The sequence below is a fragment of the Pseudoalteromonas byunsanensis genome (assembly GCF_001854475.1).
Lineage (GTDB): Bacteria > Pseudomonadota > Gammaproteobacteria > Enterobacterales > Alteromonadaceae > Pseudoalteromonas > Pseudoalteromonas byunsanensis.
Genome location: NZ_MNAN01000032.1, coordinates 228,301 through 248,826, shown reverse-complemented (window position 1 = coordinate 248,826; position 20,526 = coordinate 228,301). Strand labels below are relative to the sequence as shown.

General features: G+C 41.8%; 17 protein-coding genes and 1 pseudogene. 14 read left to right on the top strand and 4 right to left on the bottom strand.

Annotated features, from left to right (window positions below; genetic code table 11):
• Positions 1-151: 151 nt before the first annotated feature.
• Positions 152-418 (bottom strand): hypothetical protein, encoded by a 267-nt coding sequence (locus BIW53_RS13085; RefSeq protein WP_070992462.1) that lies wholly within the window; start codon positions 416-418, stop codon positions 152-154.
• 1,049 nt (positions 419-1,467) lie between these two features.
• Here BIW53_RS13085 and BIW53_RS13080 point away from each other — a divergent pair.
• The 13 genes and pseudogenes from BIW53_RS13080 to BIW53_RS13025 all read left to right on the top strand — a co-directional run bounded on the left by BIW53_RS13080 (position 1,468) and on the right by BIW53_RS13025 (position 17,513).
• Positions 1,468-1,719: a TIGR03643 family protein gene (locus BIW53_RS13080; protein WP_070992461.1), complete on the top strand. Its 252-nt coding sequence runs from the start codon at positions 1,468-1,470 to the stop codon at positions 1,717-1,719.
• Positions 1,720-2,434: 715 nt separating this feature from the next.
• Entirely contained in the window at positions 2,435-2,908 is a 474-nt protein-coding gene (locus BIW53_RS13070) for a DUF1203 domain-containing protein (RefSeq protein WP_070992459.1), read from the top strand.
• A gap of 134 nt (positions 2,909-3,042) precedes the next feature.
• Complete coding sequence (locus BIW53_RS13065; RefSeq protein ID WP_070992458.1) at positions 3,043-3,507, top strand: DUF2846 domain-containing protein; 465 nt, start codon at positions 3,043-3,045, stop codon at positions 3,505-3,507.
• Between the two features lie 82 nt (positions 3,508-3,589).
• Positions 3,590-3,841 (top strand): Rid family hydrolase, encoded by a 252-nt coding sequence (locus BIW53_RS13060; RefSeq protein ID WP_217495713.1) that lies wholly within the window; start codon positions 3,590-3,592, stop codon positions 3,839-3,841.
• A gap of 231 nt (positions 3,842-4,072) precedes the next feature.
• Complete coding sequence (locus BIW53_RS13055) at positions 4,073-4,630, top strand: GNAT family N-acetyltransferase (protein WP_070992457.1); 558 nt, start codon at positions 4,073-4,075, stop codon at positions 4,628-4,630.
• 357 nt (positions 4,631-4,987) lie between these two features.
• Entirely contained in the window at positions 4,988-5,401 is a 414-nt protein-coding gene (locus BIW53_RS13050; RefSeq protein ID WP_070992456.1) for a GNAT family N-acetyltransferase, read from the top strand.
• Positions 5,402-5,480: 79 nt separating this feature from the next.
• Positions 5,481-5,651, top strand: coding sequence for a hypothetical protein (locus BIW53_RS20930; RefSeq protein ID WP_175442138.1), 171 nt, complete (start codon positions 5,481-5,483; stop codon positions 5,649-5,651).
• A 30-nt stretch (positions 5,652-5,681) separates the two neighbouring features.
• A pseudogene (locus BIW53_RS21290) lies at positions 5,682-5,894 on the top strand (GNAT family N-acetyltransferase); the annotation flags it as partial.
• A gap of 287 nt (positions 5,895-6,181) precedes the next feature.
• Positions 6,182-6,484, top strand: coding sequence for a YciI family protein (locus BIW53_RS13045; RefSeq protein WP_070992455.1), 303 nt, complete (start codon positions 6,182-6,184; stop codon positions 6,482-6,484).
• A gap of 580 nt (positions 6,485-7,064) precedes the next feature.
• Positions 7,065-7,550 carry a DUF1579 domain-containing protein gene (locus BIW53_RS13040; RefSeq protein WP_139158847.1) on the top strand — a complete coding sequence of 162 codons (486 nt, stop codon included), beginning with the start codon at positions 7,065-7,067 and terminating at the stop codon, positions 7,548-7,550.
• Positions 7,551-7,683: 133 nt separating this feature from the next.
• Entirely contained in the window at positions 7,684-8,208 is a 525-nt protein-coding gene (locus BIW53_RS13035; protein WP_070992453.1) for a GrpB family protein, read from the top strand.
• Positions 8,209-8,404: 196 nt separating this feature from the next.
• Positions 8,405-9,022, top strand: coding sequence for a LysE family translocator (locus BIW53_RS13030; RefSeq protein WP_070992452.1), 618 nt, complete (start codon positions 8,405-8,407; stop codon positions 9,020-9,022).
• A gap of 934 nt (positions 9,023-9,956) precedes the next feature.
• Entirely contained in the window at positions 9,957-17,513 is a 7,557-nt protein-coding gene (locus tag BIW53_RS13025; RefSeq protein ID WP_070992451.1) for an Ig-like domain-containing protein, read from the top strand.
• A 208-nt stretch (positions 17,514-17,721) separates the two neighbouring features.
• Here BIW53_RS13025 and BIW53_RS13020 read toward each other — a convergent pair whose 3' ends face one another.
• Positions 17,722-19,095 (bottom strand): hypothetical protein, encoded by a 1,374-nt coding sequence (locus BIW53_RS13020; protein WP_070992450.1) that lies wholly within the window; start codon positions 19,093-19,095, stop codon positions 17,722-17,724.
• A 165-nt stretch (positions 19,096-19,260) separates the two neighbouring features.
• Between BIW53_RS13020 and BIW53_RS13015 the strand changes: the two genes are divergently transcribed.
• Positions 19,261-19,626: a HopJ type III effector protein gene (locus tag BIW53_RS13015; RefSeq protein WP_070992449.1), complete on the top strand. Its 366-nt coding sequence runs from the start codon at positions 19,261-19,263 to the stop codon at positions 19,624-19,626.
• 116 nt (positions 19,627-19,742) lie between these two features.
• Here the strand turns inward: BIW53_RS13015 and BIW53_RS13010 are convergent, their stop codons facing one another.
• Together BIW53_RS13010 and BIW53_RS13005 are read right to left on the bottom strand one after the other, a co-directional pair.
• On the bottom strand, positions 19,743-19,946 hold the full coding sequence (locus tag BIW53_RS13010) for a hypothetical protein (protein WP_070992448.1): 204 nt from the start codon (positions 19,944-19,946) through the stop codon (positions 19,743-19,745).
• A gap of 3 nt (positions 19,947-19,949) precedes the next feature.
• Positions 19,950-20,526: tetratricopeptide repeat protein (locus BIW53_RS13005; RefSeq protein WP_139158846.1), on the bottom strand; the 577-nt coding region annotated here is incomplete at its 5' end.

Below are 20,526 nucleotides of genomic sequence, written 5' to 3'. Positions count from 1 at the left end.
TGGAACACCAACCGTTGGAACACCAACCGTTGGAACACCAACCGTTGGAACACCAACCGTTGGAACACCAACCGTTGGAACACCAACCGTTGTGTGTATTGCGTTAAGAGCTAAATACAGTCCCCGTATAAATATAAATGAGGCTGATAGCTTATTTACCCACCTCAAGTACTACTTGTTCGCCATCTTTTGATACTGCAGTGAAAATGCCTGCTAATCCATCGACCTCATATAGTACGGAAAAATACTTTTGCTTACCATAGGCGGGATCAGTTCCGAGAGCGTGGGAATTTACATCAAATGTATTACTATTACGTTTATTAAGGTAGTTAGTGAGTTCGGTCGTACAATTAGTAGAACCATTATCACCACCACCGACTGTGCCCCATACCGCGCTTTTTATATTATATATACTCATTTATTTTCTCTCATTATTAATTGTATGCCAATTGGCATGGGAGATATTAGGGGGTATTTGTAAAATTTGATATTACATGTGATTACATCGAAATAAATTTTTGGTTGTATGAGGGGGTTAAAGTGTGTGCCGGTTAACGTGATTTTAATTGCATTTAATTTTGAAAGTGTGATTTAAATTTGTTTTTTTTGAGTGGATTTTATGATGTAACATGAAAGTTATTGCATTAAAATGTGGTTAATTGCTGTTAAAGGTATTGTGAAAATAACTTTATGAAATGAATTTAAAATAATTTTAGGTGATTTTTTGCAAGTAATTATATGAGGTTACATGAAAATAATGACATGTGGATTAATTGTTTATTGCCCTGTAATTTAACAAGTGCTTGGTCGCGTAGAAAAGGCAATAAAGCTCTAACACCCTTAAGCGTAGCTGATGAGGCTTCCAAAACTTTAATAAGCCTAAGCTTGATAGTACATTGAGAGAAATGGGAGCCATTGGCAATTCTCAATGCTTTCTTATCTTGCTTCCCACAGCTAGCTCATTTATTGATATGAGCATCAAGCAGCTTTTAATTATTTACTAAATATAGTGTTTAGGCCTCTTAAGGAAGACTTCAGAAAATGGCCTTCAGAATTGCACGATTTTAGCATAATCAAAATGGTGACTTAGCAGCTACAATGCTAATTATTAGTGCATATGCATATATAACTCTTTTTGGCGGAATAATATTCCATATCAACTCGCTCATTCAAAAAGGGTTTTCTGCTATTGTTGAGAGCAAATTTGTATTTGGTATGTTTTTAGTTGAATCTATTTATCTTTTTGAAGCCTTTTAGTTACGTGCAGAAAAAAAAGCAATATTTTTAGTAAAAACAGAGGGAAATTTGGCTTAGAAAAATTCCTAAGAGTGAGCGAAGAATCAGTTAGCCCATGCTATAGAACGCTTTTTCGCACTGTTTACTAAGGGATTAGGTTTTTATCAGTTATCTGAACCAAAAGTCGAGCCTGAACGTAACAATGGTCATTTCAAAATAAGGTAATTTAAAATGGAATTGACCCCAGAAATCGAGTCAAGAATTATAGAAATGGCCTGGGAAGACCGTACCCCATTTGAGGCGATCGAGTTCCAGTTCGGTTTAAGTGAACCTGAAGTTATTCGCTTTATGCGTATTCGACTCAAATCAAGTAGCTTTAAATTGTGGCGTGGACGAGTTTGTGGTCGTAATACAAAGCATATGAAATTACGTAGCACTGAGATTACCAGAGGTTATTGCCCTACACAATACAAGCATCGGTAGTAGTTCTACCTCTTACTTGGCGTTAAATGTACACAGGAGTGATTGATATTATTTTGAGTTGTAATAATTTAACTCTCTCAATAAGCCGCTTTTAAATCATAAAATGACAGTGGTTCTCGCTCATTGAAGATTGTTGATATTGGTACAATCGTTGATGTTTTTGACATTGAGTATAGCAATAGTCATGGTATTACCATCTAGCTTGAACTTTTTTGAAGCAAATGATGCGGATTTAAGGTCACTACATGTAACAAACACATCAATGAATATGTGCTAAAAGTTTGGCTCAGATTTATTTCGCTACATAGGAGTACGAAAAAGCAGCTATTAATGACATAGGTCGTTAAATGGTAGTGGGATGGATACGGTAAGTTTCCTAAATAGCGCATCTAATTTTATGCTACATATTGTTACTTAATATCTTCAATTTTAGTATGCTGTTGTTGACTATCTTAGTATGAATGAAGGCAGCTTCAATAGTTGCTCAAGAAATAGAACACAACAAAGTAGAGCTTCCACCTGAGCCATTTACTGAGCAAGTGAATACTGTCTCCGGATATTATCAGAGCAACTATATACTTTTCCAAAGTTCGTTGTGTCTGGTGGTTGGTTTACAGCGCAAAGATGTAGTTGAAATTCAAACACGGCATGATCTTATGTATCGCCTAACTTAGTCGGGCTTAAGGCGTCATTATCAATAGGAGAACATATATTAATGACATCCAAATTTAGATTTGTCGCGCTAAAAAAAGAGCAATTTGACTCATACATGGAATTATCTGATGAGGAGCTTGCTATTCATCATGCTAAATGGATGATTGTAGATAAAGAGCCAGGGTATCCCTGTCGAGTATCTCTAGAGGATGCAAAAATTGGTGAAAGGGTGCTTTTCATACCTTATTGGCACCATGATGTTCAATCTGCATATAGAGCTATGGGAACAATTCTCGTTAGAGAAAGAGCTAGAAATACTCAGTTTGAGGTCAATCAGGTTCCTACAATGCTACATCATAGGTTTTTATCTGTGAAAGTATACGACTCGAGCAATATGATGATTGCGCATGATCTTGCTAAAGGAAGTGAGCTTGAAGTTAAATTAAGAAGCCAATTCCAAAATCCTAACGCTGCATACATTCATTTGCATTATGCAAGTCCAGGATGTTTTTGTAGTGCGGTGTATCGGGCCTAGCATACTAATTAATAGGTATTTTTAAGCTTTTTAATATAATTCTGCTGTTTATTTGCTTCAGTGAGGAAAGTTAAGGGTTTCGCCTGATGTAGAGCTGATTATAACTTCGGACTTTTCTTACCAAGGAATCAATTATGAGAAATCGAGTTTTATGTTTGTTTGTTGCTATTTTAATAAGTGGTTGCGTTGCAACGGGCGAGAAATTCAAGGGTGAACTTGCTCAACCAAATGATAAAGCATCATTTTATTTATATCGTCCAGCTAAGTTCTTTCAAGGTGGGGCATGGCCTACTGTATTTATTAATGGTGAGGACAGGTTTACTTTGAAAAATGGCGGTTATGTTCACACTTATCTTCCTGCTGGCACTCATCATTTTAAAATTGCTAAAGGTCATTTTTTGTCCAATTGGATTGCCGGCGATCTTGAATTTACAGTAGAAGTGGAGCCTGGTAAGCAGTACTTCTATCGTTTCGACATTGATTTTGACAATTTTGGCGGTGGTGGAAATTACATATCTATCTCTGGTTCAATAGGTGTAATACCTGTCACAGAATCAGAAGCATTTAATTCTCTATCAGAACTGAGATCTAGCATGTGATGCCTATAGTCAGTGCATTATAGTGAGATATAGGCAAGAATTTTGCGTCGTTTAACAAATGTTGCAGCAACAAAGGAAGAATATGCGTAAAACAGTTACTTCAGGTTCTCATCTTGAAGAGCTTATTGGTTTTTCTCGCGCCTGTAGAGTTGGAAATTATATATCGTTTTCTGGGACAGCTCCAATCAACAACGGTGAAACGCTTCATATCGGTGATATATATCATCAAACTAAATACAGTCTCGAACTTTCAATTGCAGCAATTGAAGAGGCTGGGGGCAATGTTAAAAATGTGATTAGACCCCGAATTATGCTCACTGACATTTCTCGTTGAGAAGAGGCTGCACAAGTACACGCAGAGTTGTTTTCAACTACCAAACCCGCTTGTACTTTTGTTGAGGTAAGTCGATTTATTGATGAAAAGTGGTTAGTAGAGACAGAAGTCGATTGTGTCGTAACGTAGTTATAACAAGCCAGCTATAGCAAGGTGTGAACATTTGGTTTGTGCGCCTTCATCACTCATTTTAGTCTTGTAATGAGGCTTTATATCTTAAGGGAAATTTAGATGCAATTTCCAGAATTAGAAACTTCGAGATTAATCCTCAATAAACTATCGAAAGTGGATGGGCCCGCTTTGTTCGAGATTTTCTCCGATAGTAATGTGGTTAAATATTACGATATTGATGTATATAAAACTGAAGAACAATCTTTAGATTTAATTGATTTTTTTAACAAACGTTTCGATGAAAAAAATGGTATCCGATGGGCTATCCGAGTTAAAGAAACAGGCAAGTTAATCGGCACTTGTGGCTTAAACTCATTAAACCCTAAAATGAAAAGTGCTGGTATAGGTTACGAGTTAGCACCACATTACTGGGGGCTTGGTTTTGCAACCGAGGCATTGCAAAAAGTTATTGAATTAGCGTTTTCTACAGACGCACCGTTTGGTGAATTATATAGAATACAAGCAGATACCATGATTGGAAATGTTGCGTCAGAGTCGGTGTTAGAAAAGTTAGGCTTTAGGGAAGAGGGTATTCGGCGCTCAAGTGGCTATTGGAAAAATGAATTTCACGATTTAAAATGCTTTGGCTTATTAAAGCCTGAGTTCAAAGACATATAACAACCACTCAGCCTAGGAGGATGTAAAACGCTTAGCTTGTGTTCTTTTTATCATTAATTTAATCCAAGCATTATGCACCCTTTATTAAGCGTTTTATACCGAAAGGACAAATATGGATATTGCAGTGTTCTGACCAAAAAAATTTCAAGATATGACAAGAGATTATAAGTTGTTAGTCGATGGTAAAGAGGTTGCATTAATCCAATGAGACGTTACTCAAATAGTGTCATTGCCAAGCAATAAATGCCTTTCTATTGAAAGCGCTATAGTGAAGAGTGTGCTCTTTTGCTGCTAATTTTTAATCAATCATTTGGCGCTGTTTAGTACAACATTGCACTAGAAAAATACGGAGATTTCATGGAGTTGAGCTTTACAAATCAAGCTCCTAATGTTGATGAGTTTATGCTTTTGCGAGCTAAGATCGGCTGGAAAAACCCAGAGTCAACAATGGTTAAAAAAAGCCTAGATAATTCTATCTTTCATGTTTGTGTTTATGTTGAATCGCAACTTGTTGGTTATGGTCGTATCGTCGGTGATGGTGCAATGTATTTCTACCTTCAAGACATAATTATTGACCCTGATTATCAAAGCCACGGGATAGGTAAAGCTGTCATGCAAAAAATTGAACTATTTTTGGCGGATAATGCAGTTTCTGGGGCAACTATCGCCTTGCTGGCAGCCTACGGTAAAGAAGAGTTTTATGCCAAATTTGGTTATAGCAGTCGAACAGGAAGGCCGCTTGGCTTGGGTATGTGCAAGTTTGTTGCGTAATAGCGCCAACGAAGCGCTAAAGTAAGCGAGTGTTCCCTTCGCATAAGTTATTGTTAACCTCCGGTTGTGAGTTAGGAAGATGGAAAATACGATACAATTTGAAATAGTACCGGCTAGAGAGGGTTTCTCATATGAAATCAATGACGATGATACTAAACATTGGTTAACAGAATTAGTGAACTCACCATTGCATTGTGTACTTGTTGCGCTTTGTGCTTCAAGTGTTTGTGGTTGGATAGTGGTTGAATAACGGCTATTTCTTGAGTCCGGTTTTACAGCAGAAATTACAGGCCTGGTGGTAGGCTCAGAATTTCGTCGCGATGGCATAGCACAGGCTTTGGTTAACTCAGCGCAACACTGGAGTAAAGATCAAGGTGTAAAAAGACTCGTTGTTAGATCTAACGCAATTCGAATAGATCACATGCTTTCTACCCTGGTGTTGGTTTTAAGCACTCAAAAACGTCTCATGTTTACGAGAAGGCATTGGACTTAGTTTATTAACGTGCATAGAGTGTCTCCCCAACGTGGCGCCATAGCCACTATAGAAATTGTTGAGTTATAAGTGAGTCTGCCCAGTAGAAAGTATCTTTTAGAAATATTACTGATCATGACTAAAGGTGCTTAACAGCAAGTCGATTCGGATTTGAATGTCATTACGTTCTGTTTCCATCGGCTATTTAGAGTGTTGGAAGGCGTGTGGAGAATTTATTGGCTCTACTAGATAAGCTTTAGTTCTAATACATTTTCGTAATTTTAGTACGATAAATACAAGGATTATGTATGTTTATAATTTCTTTGACCTATCAAGTACCTCTAGCTGAGGTTGATCGTTTTATTCCCGAACATATCGATTATCTCAATGAGCAATATGCAAAGGGCTATTTTATTTTGTCGGGCCGTAAGGAGCCGAGAACGGGCGGTGTCATCATCTCTTCCATATCTGAACGTCAGGTATTAAATCAGGTGCTAGCCCAAGATCCTTTTTATAGAGAAGGTTTAGCCAGCTACGAAATAACAGAAATAGTCCCCACAAAATCTTCAAAGCAGCTGGCGTTTCTGATATCGAATACGACAAATAAATAACCATTTTGGGAAAATGTTTGCTAATGCTCGAGACGGGGGGAGTTGCCCTTTCTCTCGACTTATAGCATTGGAATTAAATAAAAAATATTATTGACATAATGATTACGACATCGTGTCGTAGCGCTGTCGGTTCTAATTTTTTAACCTGAAGCACATGTTATACATAATTGGAATCTTACAATGTCAGTCTCAGCAGAAAAGTTACATAAATTATGTTTACAAAATGGTTGGTCACATGAGCGATGAGCACAAATTAGTGGGCCCAGCTTACGTACTACATAAAGATTGGAAAGAGGTGAAGCTGCTTCTTTATACCAGCTAGTCCGTATAGAGCAGTGCGTTCAAAAGTGAGGGGGAACACCATGGCTGGGGGTTGTGCCCACAAGTTTACGCCCTTAAGTTGTAGTTTTTTCGGCGCTCTGTAAATAATAGTCTAATTAACAGAGGCTTGTTCTACTTTGGTTTGTTTGTACGTTCGGGTCTTATATTGTCGAACTTCGTCATTAACTACTGTATAAAAAAACAGTTGCGTGCTATTGTATTTCAGAATTAGAACAACGCACAAGGTAGGATAATGTTAATGGACTTAGAGCCCAATGCGCCAAAAGATTTTGATTTCATTATCGGGCAGTGGAATGTTAAGCATCGCCGACTAAGAGATATATTAAATGGTGGTGAGCAGTGGATTGAATTTGACGGACAGTCGTCAACCGTTAAGACTCTCGGTGGATTTGGAAATATTGAAGACAACCACCTTCATTTTCCTGATTCATCTATAAGAGCAAAGGCCATACGTTCTTATAACTCTCAAACTGGAGAGTGGTCAATTTGGTGGTTAGATGGGCGTAATCCAAATTGTTTAGATACCCCAGTTGTAGGAAAATTCGTTGATGGTGTTGGGTGCTTTTATGCAAACGAAGTGTACAACGGCAAAGCAATTAAAGTGAGATTTATTTGGAACGGCACAAATCCAGAGGCACCCACATGGGAGCAAGCATTTTCTGAGGATGATGGGAAAACATGGGAAGTTAATTGGCAAATGGAATTTACGGCCCGTAATAAATAGTTAAAAGTATATAGTACCCAATTCGAGGGGCTTTTTATGGTCTGTAGGGAAGCGCTTAAGGGTAGAGTGTGTTTTCTTCTTAAACGATTAAAAAGCCTCTTAATAGGTGCTAGCTAAGAAAGGTAAGACTAGCGTGAGCAATCGAATCATCGAAGTTGTCACTTACAATACTGCTTGGCCAAACCTCTTTCAATTAGAAAAGGAAAAGCTCAGCTCAATGCTTGGTGAGCTTGCTGTAAAAGTAGAGCATATAGGTAGCACTTCAGTACCGGGATTGTCTGCTAAACCAATCATTGATATTCTCGTAGAAGTAACCAATGTTGAACAGTTGGATTTAAAAGCTTATAGTTTCAGAAGGTTAGGGTATGAAGTGAAAGGAGAAAACGGCATCGTTGGGCGCCGTTATTATCAAAAAGGAGGCAGCAAACGCTCACATCATATTCATGCCTTTCAGTCAGGTTCCAAGGATATATCTCGACACCTTGCTTTTAAAGAATACCTCATTGCACACCCTAGAGTGGCGAATATGTATGCGCTCATAAAACAAGAAGCCGCGAGCCAATGCGCTAATGATAATGAGTTATATATGGCGAAAAAAAATGGCTTTATTGCCAGATATGAAGAATTGGCTATAAAGTGGTATGACTTTGTAATTTAATACAGACATACATGATATCAACGTCTGCGCTTTGCATGAATAATACATCAAGACGGCTTATCTTATTTTGCAAACTCACCGATGTTGTACAGACCTTAACTGGCGTAAGAATAACGGTACATGCATAATAAGATGCATTAAACGAATTCGTAGTATTGCCGCGTTTTATACTGTTTTGCTTCATGGAGGAAAGGTAGTGGAAATTTGGAAGTTATTATTCTTTATACCTGCGTGTTTTGCGCTCAATATGGCACCGGGCCCAAACAACTTATTATCAATGAATAATGCTCGCAGCTATGGCTTCAAGTTTGCATTTATTGCAGGTCTTGGTCGAATAGCAGCATTTTCTGTGATGATAGTATTAGCAGCCTCTGGTCTTGCTGTCGTGTTATACGCATCGGAGACTTTGTTTTTCAACATCAAAATAATAGGCGTAGCATATTTGTTCTGGATTGCCTTTAACCTTTGGTGTTCACAGGCAAGCCCTGCGATGGAACGGGGAAGCACCCGAGATTACCTTTCTTTAATGAAGCAAGAATTTGTATTGGCTGCGGGCAACCCGAAGGCAATACTCATATTTACCGCGTTTTTACCGCAGTTTATAGACGTTTCAGCAAATGTGAATGCGCAATTTTTTACTTTGGGCTTTACGTTCTTATTATTGGAAATGGCTGCGATATCTATCTATGCCGTATTCGGGGTATATCTACGGCATTGGTTCTCAAAGCCACAAATGGTAAGGCGCTTTAACAGGATATGCGCATCCTTTTTAGCAGTATCTGGCAGCAACTTGTTGCTTAGCCGCCAGCCCTAGGTGGAGCAGGTTCCGTTCAAACCCTTGACTCACAAATAGCCATGTTTTTGGGTAGGCACAACTCACGATGCATTGAGGAAGTATTATAAGGGAAGCAACCTATTGCGATAGTGTTAGCTTAGCTGCATTATCAATAAAAGTTTGGTTAGAAACCTATGCAAACGAAGGTATTACGCGGGTTTGCTCTGACTATGTGTTGTCGACATTTACGCAGTCTCATTTCAATAAAATATGAACTCTCCCAGTCACCGACTGCTTGTATGTGAAGAGCAAGGTGTACTTCAAGGATATGTGTTGATTAACTTTGCTTCTCACTACGAAACACCAGCTAGTGGTTTTGAGAGCGTTGGAGAGTTGACCAATATTATTTAAGCATTTTAGATATTAGAGTGTCGTGCTTTATGGTCTGGCTCTGTTAAAGCAAACAGTCGTTCGGTAGTCAGTGAACAGTATAAATACGGCAGCCACTAAAAATGCTGTGCATATCGTACTGCGCCTTTTGACCCCTAGTCTCTACTTAATGAGTGAAGAATGAACAACCCCTTTGCATGCTTTACGCTTCGTATTGTAGCGAATGTATTTTGCTCACAACGAGTAAAGCATCTTTTTCAATTATGGATGTTGGGCGCTGTCGATAATATTGATAATTATCAAATATGTACTAGAGTCACAGAAGCGACACTTTGCGCTCAATTCCCCGCCAGAACTACCGATCAATAGAGCACTAAATTGTTTCTAACTCAGGTGGATTGCCGACAGAGTAAAGCGGCTTAAATTTGTCCTTATAAGGAGCAGTGAAAAGTGTTGCAATATGATTTTTTAGCCTCTAAAAGCAAAATAGATTGAGCTAAAAGGGTGAAGTATTTTGCCATGTAGCCAAGCATAAAAATTTTGACCAAATAGAGACATACTTCGTGTAAAAATGGGGTGTTATATGATTAATGTGAAACGGCGACCAGCGCCTTTGACTTGGTTGCTACTGTGCTTTATTTGCCTAAATGTATTTGCACAACAGCCAGATGAAATAAATGATAACCAGTTATTGGTTATTGATTCACAAGTTCAAAGTAAGCGCGTATTAGAGGCGCTTTCAATAAGCTCAAATATCATGGCTGTTGATACTTTATTGGCAGATACTCCCCATCATCAATATGGCGCGATTCACCTGTTTTCTCATGGTGGCCCTGGTTGGCTGCTAATTAACGGGAAAACAGTCCATGTTGATAGCAAAGAGTTCAATCAATTAGTTACTCTCTTTGATACGAAACTTACGGCAACAGGCAGCTTGTTTCTATACGGGTGTGATTTGGCTGTGGGGGAAGGAAAGCAATTTGTAGACGTATTAAGTAAGCGACTTAATCGCACTGTTTATGCTTCAACCAATAAAACAGGGAACCCTGAAAGTGATGGTGACTGGCGTTTGGAATACTCTTCAAATGGGCTTTCAGATAGTTGGCAGTTAGCAGAAAAGGTCGAAGGCTTTCAAGGTGTTTTGGTGGCACCAAATGATGTTACCTTTCAAAATGGTGGTCCAGCTTTATTAAGTAACCCAGTAACCTTTGATAGTGTGACTTACTCTCATAACCTTCCTGCAACAGGTAAAATGGCTCGCTACAATGATTCGGTGACTGGCAATGACAACTTTGGTACGGCAGATGGCCAAAATGCAGACAATATCTTGCTTTATCATATGTCTGATGGCGGCACCTTGGATGCGCCGACGGGCGATATTGATTTTCGCTTTAAAACCTCCAGTGGAGATGAGTTTAAATTGGTGTCTATGGAAGCTGGTAGTATCAGTAATGAGGGCGGTGCCGTAAGCAATAGTATTAACTACGTGGTTACCATCACAGGTTATCGAGATAGCGCCAGTGTGGTATCTGATACCATTGATTTTCAAGTATCTGATAGTGCTAACTCCGTAACGTATACTAAGAATAATAGTTACAATGATGGTGTACTCACCTTCGACAGTGAGTGGCAAAATATTGATGAGGTACGGTTTACCACATCAGGTAAAAGTGCTTTTGTTACCTTTGTGCAGATTGACACCATAGACTTTGAAGCGGCTGTGTCTGACACGACACCACCTGTTGTCAGTTCTTTGGATTTATCGAGCACACATGGAGCATCAGACTCCTCACTCACATACACCATTACCTTTGATGAGTCAGTTGCGAATGTTTCTATCGATGACTTTACTGTAACTACGGTGACGGGTGATGCAAGTGGAACGGTTTCGGGTGTATCGGCATCGTCTGGTTCTTCTATGGATATTACGGTAAGTAGTATTACCGGTACTGGTAGCCTGCGGTTAGATCTCAATGCTAACACCAATATTGTAGATGGACTTGGTAATGGTAATAACACCAACGGTTATGTTGCGACCTTTAATGGTGAAGCTCATACAGTAGATAGGGACGCGCCTACTGTAAGTAGTGTGACGTCTAGTGACGCGGATGGTACATACAAAACGGGTGATTCATTATCAATTACGGTGACATTCACAGAGTCAGTTAGTGTAACTGGCACACCCACTTTAACCTTAGAAACAGGGGCCACGGATAGAACAGCTGCATACAGCTCAGGTAGTGGCACATCTATCCTTACTTTCACATATACAGTGCAATCTGGTGATGAAAGCAGTGACTTAGCTTATGGCTCTACATCAGCGCTCGCATTGGCTGGTGGAACGATTACTGATTCTGCCACCAATGCGGCTACCTTGACGCTGCCAACTCCTGGGGCTGCAAATTCACTTTCCAACAATAAAGCGCTGGTGATTGATGGTGTTGGGCCTGCGGTCAGTAGTGTTTCTTCAACAACAACTGATGGTACTTATGTAGCTGGGGACGTGCTCACTATAACCGTTACTTTTGATGACACAGTGGCGGTAACAGGCACGCCTGAGCTTACTTTAGAAACGGGAACTAATGACACGGTGGCCATTTATAGCAGTGGCTCTGGCGGTACCGTACTGAGTTTTAATTATACGGTACAATCTGGTGACACGAGCAGTGATCTAGATTACTTATCCACGTCTGCTTTAGCACTTGCTGGTGGCTCTATTAGTGATGCATCAGGCAATGTTGCGTCGCTTACATTGCCCTCGCTGGGCGCTGTGGGCTCATTGTCGGCAAATAAAGCTTTGGTCATTGATGGGGTTGCACCCACGCTAAGCAGTGTGTCTTCAAGTACAGCAAATGGTACGTATAGCGTAGGTGACATCATCGCCATTACGGTTGAGTTCAGTGAGGCGGTGAGTGTGACAGGTACGCCCACGTTAACGTTAGAAACGGGGGCGACAGACAGAGCTGCTAGTTATAGCAGTGGCTCTGGTGGTACTACATTGAGCTTTGTTTATACGGTGCAAACCGGCGATTCTAGTAGCGATTTGGCATATGTATCTACCAGTGCGTTGGCATTAAGTGGTGGCACTATCAACGATACAGCGGGTAACGCAGCGAGTTTAACGCTTGCTACACCAGGCACAGCTAATTCGTTATCTGCCAACAAAGCTATTGTGATTGACGGCGTTGCACCGACCTTTGATGTGGCAAATTCTTCACCGGTAAACGGAAGTTATGGGCACTCGGTCAGTGGCAGTATTACGCTCAAGTTCTCTGAAAATGTAGCCTTTGGTAGTGGTAGTATCATGTTGATTAGCACGGCTTCATCAACCGTTATAGAAAACTTTGAGGTCACATCAGCCGCAGGAGATAACGGAGGCTTTGCGTCTATCAGCGCTGATACGGTCACAATTAATCCAGGCTCAAACTTTTCTGCTGGAGAAAGTTATGCGATACAGGTTGCGCCTTCTGCAATCACTGATGTAAATGGTAATGAGTTTGCGGGGATCAATGATAATACTAGCTACACATTTACTGTAGCGGCTAATGTTGCAATGACTGTCGATAACACCGACATAGCTGAAAATGCTGGGGTAGCGGTGGTTTCACTGTCATTAGTAGATGCTGCTGGCACAGTATTTAATGCTCCAGATGATGTTGTGGTGCAATTGAGTTTTGGTGGCACGGCAACAGGTGGTGGCACGGACTATTCATTGTCAGGCGGCATATCTGGCACCAGTGTGACCATCAGTGCGTCCAGTGGTTCTCAGACTTTCTCTGTGACTGGGGTTGATGATGCACCAACGGCAGATAACAATGAAACAGTTGTTGTGGATATTGACTCTATTAAGAGTGGTAATGCGACAGAGTCGGGTACACAGAGTGTTACTATTACACTGACGGAAAATGCATCGCCCACTTTAGCCATGGCTCAGACGCTAAGTTACTCTGAAAATTCGGGGCCGAGAGCATTAGATGTGCAAGCTGCGGTAAATGACCCCGATGGGGATACAAGTTGGCAGGGTAACGGAGCACAGCTTGTTGCGTCCATTACTACCAATGGCCTATCTCAGGATATATTGATGATCAGTACGATAGGGGGCTTTAGCATTAGTAGCGGTCAATTAAGTTACCAGAATACCGTCGTAGGTAGTCTAACGGATAGCAGTGGCACGGCTAACGATGGTGTTGTTACTGGCAGTAATAGCCTCATGGTGAACTTAACTGCCAGCACCAATGCAATTACACAAGAATTGGTGCGTGCACTTAGCTACCAAAATAGCTCTGATGCTCCATCAACAACAACGCGTACTGTAACGGTTCAATTAACAGATAGTGCATTTGCTACTGTGTCCGATACGGTCACGGTTAATGTGAGTGCAGTTAATGATGCGCCCAGCATTTCAGGAACTCCACCAAGCTCTGTAGTACAAGGGGGGTCGTATAGCTTCACACCAAGCGCTCAGGATGTGGACTCGAATACTTTGACGTTCAGCATCTCAAACAAACCTAGTTGGGCATCATTTAACACTGCCAACGGTGCGTTGACGGGCAATCCAGTTAATAGTGATGTGGGCACGACGACAGGCATAGTAATTAGCGTATCTGATGGTGTTTTATCATCAAGCTTGGCACCCTTTAATCTTAGTGTTACTGATGTGAATGATGCACCGACGATCATAGGTACTCCGACAACGTCAATAGAGCAAGGCGTTAGTTATAGCTTCACGCCTCAAGCCAGTGATGTAGATGGAGATACACTGATCTTTAGTATCGTTAACCAACCGAGTTGGACAAGTTTTGATAACAGCACAGGCACACTAAGTGGAACGCCTGAAAACGATGATGTGGGTACTACTACGGGGATTGTTATTTCGGTATCAGATGACAATTTGACCGCCAGTTTACCAGCGTTTGGTATTCAGGTGATTAACATCAATGATGCACCTACTATCTCGGGGTCACCTGATACAACTGCATTACAAGACAGCTTATATAGCTTTACCCCTCAAGCTGGTGATGTTGATGGTGACACTCTAACGTTTAGCGTGAGTAGCCAACCGAGCTGGCTGACATTCGATACCAGCACGGGCGAGCTGTCAGGTACTCCAACGCAAAGTGATGTGGGTAGTACAACAAATATTGTGATCACGGTAAGTGATGGTAGTTTGTCTGCCAGTCTGACATTTGATCTAACTGTAGTGGAGAAAAACACCGCACCTGTGGCGACCGCACAAAGTCTGAGCGTGGACGAAGACTCAACGCTGGCGATTATCGCCAAAGGTGAAGATGAGCAGCAAGATACGTTGAGTTTTGCGATAGTTAACGCGCCTGAAAATGGAACCCTGAGCACTTCAAACAATGGTTGGACTTATCAACCAAACGTTGACTTCAACGGGCAAGATAGCTTTAGCTACACGGCCAGCGATGAAGAGCTAACCTCAGAGCCTGCGGTAGTTAATATTACCGTAGTGCCTGTGAATGATGCGCCAGTGGCAGTAGATGATGCAATAACACAGGTGCTTAGTGATAGTGATCTTTACAGCTTAGCTGTGCTTAATAATGATACGGATGTAGATGGTGATAGTTTAAATATTGTAGGTGCTAATGCCAGCATTGGTAGTGTGAGCATTGTTGATGACACATTAAGCTATCAAGCTCTAAGTGGATTTAGTGGTGAAGTACAACTTAGCTACGTAATTTCTGACGGTAACAAAGGTAGAGATACAGCCAATGTTGATTTACGGATCACTGGTCCATCAGATGACGATAAACCTATATTGACACTACCTGACGATATTGAAACTAACGCGGTTGGTCTATATACCAAAGTAGACTTGGGTGTAGCGTCTGCGGTAGATAGTTTGGGTAATCCTGTGCCTGTATCCTTGGTTGAGCAGACGTCACTATTCCCAGCAGGGGTTAATAATGTTTATTGGCAAGCAACCGATAGTAAAGGTTTACAAACAAGAGCGAAACAAACAGTCATTATTCACCCGATTATTTCTTTGAGTAAAAATCAGGTGGTTACTGAAGGTAACGAAGTGACTGTGTATGCGATTCTTAACGGTACAGCCCCGAGTTACCCACTAACCGTAGCATATAGCATTTCAGGAACGGCAGATTCACAGGACCATAATGCGCAAGCGGGTAGTGTAACGTTCACCAGTGGCACCATTGCACCTATTAAGTTCACAGTGTTCAATGATGATTTAGCCGAAGACCCTGAAACAGTAGAAGTCTCGCTTAGTGGTACTGGTAACTTTGGTAATAAACGTACAACAACCATTCGTATTCTGGAAGGGAATATTGCCCCGATGGTCGAGCTGAGTGTGATGCAAAATGAGCAAAATAGACTTACCGTAAGTCAAGCAGAAGGGGCGGTTACAGTTACAGCTACAGCGAAAGATGCCAATCAAGGTGACGTACTGAGCAGTCGTTGGAATTCATCACTCACCGCGCAAAGTACCAGTGATAACACATTTACATTTGACCCATCAAATGTTGAACCAGGGGTTTACTCGGTGGTTGTGACGGTGTCTGACAATGGCGTGCCATCGCTAAGTGCAAAAGAAACGGTCTATATTGATGTGGTGACCGAACTTGTGACACTGGGAAATGATGATGAAGATGGTGACTTGATCCCCGATAGTCTCGAAGGTTATGCCGATGAAGATGGTGATGGGATTGCGGATTATTTGGATGCGATTAATGAATGTAACGTCGTGCCCGAACAAGTGGTAAATCAGGTTGGTTTTCTTGCCGAAGGTGACCCAGGCGTATGTTTACGAAAAGGAGCAGTGGCGGCGCTTAATAATCGAGGTGGCCTGCAACTTCAAGCTGATAATCAGCAAGCTGCCATTGGCGATGATGACGGAGTGTCTAATGTTGGTGGGATATTTGACTATATTGCTTATGGACTACCAGAACCCGGACAAACATATCGTTTAGTACTCCCACAAAGGCTACCAATTCCAGCAAACGCCGTGTACCGTAAGTTCACGCAAGGGCAAGGGTGGAAAGACTTCGTTGAAGATGCGAATAACCGCGTGTTCAGCAGTGCAGGTGAACCTGGTTATTGTCCACCTCCTGGAGGAGAACAATGGCAATTGGGCATGACAGAAGGGCACTGGTGCATACAGCTAGAAGTTGAAGATGGGGGCCCAAATGATGCTGATGCAGAGGTAAACGGAACAATAGTCGACCCAAGTGGTGTTGGGGTCTATTCATCTGGCAATCAAATTCCAGTTGCCAATGAAGATACCTTTACTATGCCATGGAACAGTAGTGCTGAGTTTGATGTACTGGCAAATGACACGGATAGTGACGGAGATACGCTGAGTATCGTGCATGTCAGTGCGCAGTTTGGCAGTGTGGAAATTACCCCCGAGCAGCTCATTCGCTACACTTCGGTTACCAACTTTGCGGGTATTGACGTGATTAGTTATAGCATCAGTGACGCTCAGGGCGGAACGGGCTTTAGTAGTGCCACTATCACCATAGTTGGCAATATGGCGCCAATAGCAGTTGATGATAATGCACAAACAGCAAATCGTAGTCTGGTGGTGATTGATGTGCTGGCAAACGACTCAGACCCAGACGGAGATGAACTGAGCGTGACTTTAGCAAGTGCGCTAAATGGCCGTACATTTATTAACGACGGTAAAACCATTGGTTATGTGCCACAAAGCGGTTTTGCGGGAGATGATACGCTGACCTATCGCATCAGTGATGGTAAGGGTGGAATAGGAGAAGCTCAGGTGATTATTTCAGTCGCTGAAAATCAGCCACCGGTGGCAAACGCAAATATCGCTTCTGGAGATAACATTTCCACCATTTTAATCGATGTACTTGGCAACGATACAGACCCTGAAATGGATGAGATTACGGTGATATCAGCGAGCGCAGAAGTGGGGAGTGTGTCTGTAATGAGTAACGGTTTAATAAGATACACACCAAAATCAGGGTACGTAGGAATGGATACCATCCGCTATGTGATTGCTGATGAATTTGGTGCGCAGGCTCAAGGAATAGTAAATGTGAGTGTGACCAAACCAGTCTCCGATGGCAGTGGCGGCGGTAGTGTGTTCTGGTTGCTTCTGATGGCACCGTTACTAGTACTGCGTAAGCGGGCAGCCTAGACATTAAATCGAAAAGCACAAAATACCGAACATTACACTGTTCGGTATTTTTTTATTTATTAATCGTGGGCTAGCAGATGCATGTAATAATTTGTTGCAAGGTGCCTGCTGTTTTCCAACCTACAACTTTCTAAACGGATGAGTTGCGGCAACCGAGTTGCGCCAACCGAGTTGCGCCAACCGCGTGACACCCACTGATTAAGTTTCGTTAATCATCCTCAATACCTTCTTCCATAAGCTCAATGGCGACGATTTCCGAGCGATTCATGGTGAGCTTATAACGTTCAAGTTGCATGCCTTCCTTTGTTGTAAAGCGCAGCACAAGATTAATTTGATAGCGGCGCTCTACGGAATTTTTAGACACTTTTTGGCCATCTAAGGTATACAGTTTTCCTGCCCCTTTTTTCAAGTAGCGAACAAATGAGGCCATGTTAAAGGTAATACGCTGTTGTACTTCATCGTATCCGGGCAAGAACTCACTGACATTGACTTGGTTCTTACAGCAAAAATGCATTAAGTTGGCGGCTTGTTTGTTTTGCTGTCTTCTTTGTTTGAGTATTTTAGTCACTTCGTGGGGCAAGTCTTTTTTGCGAATATGTTCGAGCCAGATGGTTTGCGTACAAACAATGTCATCACTTACTGAACTTTTAAATCTATTGCGCCACTTTGGCCGGCCCCTTTGAATTATACGCCACGCCCACTGAGTGAGGTCTTCTTTGAAGGTTTCTCTGAGTCCATAGATAGCACCGAGCAAAGCGATGAGTGCGACGGTCACTTCTTGAAAGTTAGAACGGGCATTGAGTACGATAAACATCACAAATGCCATGATCACACCAGTTACCAGACCTTTCACCAATCGTCTTAAATTGAGCGTTAAATCAATTGTTTGTTTATTGAACACCACCCCGTATTCAATAAGCCGAGCAAGCAGTTTCATTTTGTTGTTGATCCGATTTGGGTCATCCAAGGTCACTTGCGAATTGTATGTCTGATCCGTTCGGTATTGATTTTCTAACTGACAAAATTCGATAAGAACAGCTCGCTCTTCACTAAACTCACTGGATTTTGGGCCATTAGCAAGCAGCTTCAAAAAAGCTTGTTCTGTGTGCCAACTGAGGTAGTTATCGGCATTTTGAAAGTAAGACTTCAGCTTATTATCGGGAGGCGTGTAGCGTCTTAACTTTTTAAGCAGACGATCCGTTTGCTCAACTAACATCGCAGCAGCGGGGAAGAACTCTTCAGGCTCTTTAAGTTGCAGCACTGCTTTTACATCGGAATCAAGGGCGATTTTAATTTGGTAACAAAACAGGTTGAGGTTGAGTCGATAATCGGTATTTTGCCCCTTGTTTTGACTGATGAAACGACTATGAACCAGTGGTAAATGCAGTTGCTCTGAATAGTAAGCACTGTGACTTTCTATATTGGCATTAAAAAAATCTACCTCACTGAGCGTACTTTCGTTGATCCCCATATCAGTTGGGATTGAAAAATACAGGTCGAGTTGACTGGTCTCTTTGGGTAGGAGTTGATAGTGGACTTTAAAAGATAGATTTTCATCTTGGCTTAATTGGGCTCTGCTCACGCTATATCATTATCTCCTTAAATGTATTCTTATTCAGTTTAGCACAAATCCTTACGTAACATTGGCTTAAGTTGAAATTTACGATGTTAAATACGGTATTTTAAACTAAATAATGATAATGGCGGTGTGTAAATGGTAGAGTTGGTTTTTCACCAAGGAGAATGTATGACACATACACTAAGCTCGTTAGACATTAATGCTTTTATCAAACAGTTGAGTGCGAATGCGCAGGACATTGAATTTGAACAAACTATTGCATTGATTGACCGCTATTACCAATTTACTCCTGTGGCCTTTAGCAATGGCGAGCAACATAATGAATCAGGGACCAACCTTGGCTCATGTAAGATATTGGCTTTTGCGAAGTTACATCGACTCGATGAGAGAGCAACACTAAACTGTTTTGGACGTTACTATCGAGAGGACGTACTGCAAAATCCACAGGGCAGCGATCATGGCAATATTAGAAACTTTATAAAGTTTGGTTGGCAAGGGGTGTCGTTTTCTCACCCGGCGTTACACGCACGCTAGGTGAGCGTCTGAGGGACGGTGTGGCAAACCACGCCCCCCGATGTGTATTAGCTTAGCTACCAGATATAAAAATATATTGGACGGATGCGCTCAAGCTACTCGAAATAGCCGTTACCTTATTTAATATTAATATCACCCTGACTATCGCCACCAACCTGCACAGATTTGTTGTTATCGCCTGCAACCGACTGTGTGGTCTTTGCTTTGTGGTGAGAGCGCTTGAAATACTGTAATACGGTAAATAAAGCCCCAATGCCTGCAATAAGTAATGTAATCAGTGCAACTTGCACTTCAATGCTGTGATTGTAAAACCAACTCATATGTTAATCATCCTCTGGTATTGGTTCAGCCAATGAATTTAGCAGCGCTTTAGTCTGTTTTATTTGTGGGGCGGACCCCACTTCTTCAAATAGCGCTAAACTCCTTAACCACATCGTTTTAGCCCTGTCCAACTCACCGCGCTCACGGTAGATATGGCCTATATTACCGTATTGGTTGGCCATACCTTCCTTGCGGCCCAGCGCTTCACTCAGTGCTAAGCTTTTTTGGAACATCTCAAGGGCAGTATCCAGCTCACCGCGTACTCGATACACATTACCTATATTGCCGTATTGGTTGGCCATGCCTTCCTTGCGCCCCAGCGCTTCACTCAGTGCTAAGCTTTGTTGGTACATGTCAAGGGCGGTATCAAGCTCACCTCGTGTCTGATAGATAAGGCCCATATTGCCGTATTGGTTGGCCATGCCTTCTTTGCGGCCCAGCGCTTCATTGAGTGACAGGCTGTGTTGGTGCATCTTAAGGGCGGCATCCAGCTCACCGCGTACTCGATACACATTACCCATATTGCCGTATTGGTTGGCCATACCTTCCTTGCGGCCCAGCGCTTCACTCAGTGCTAAG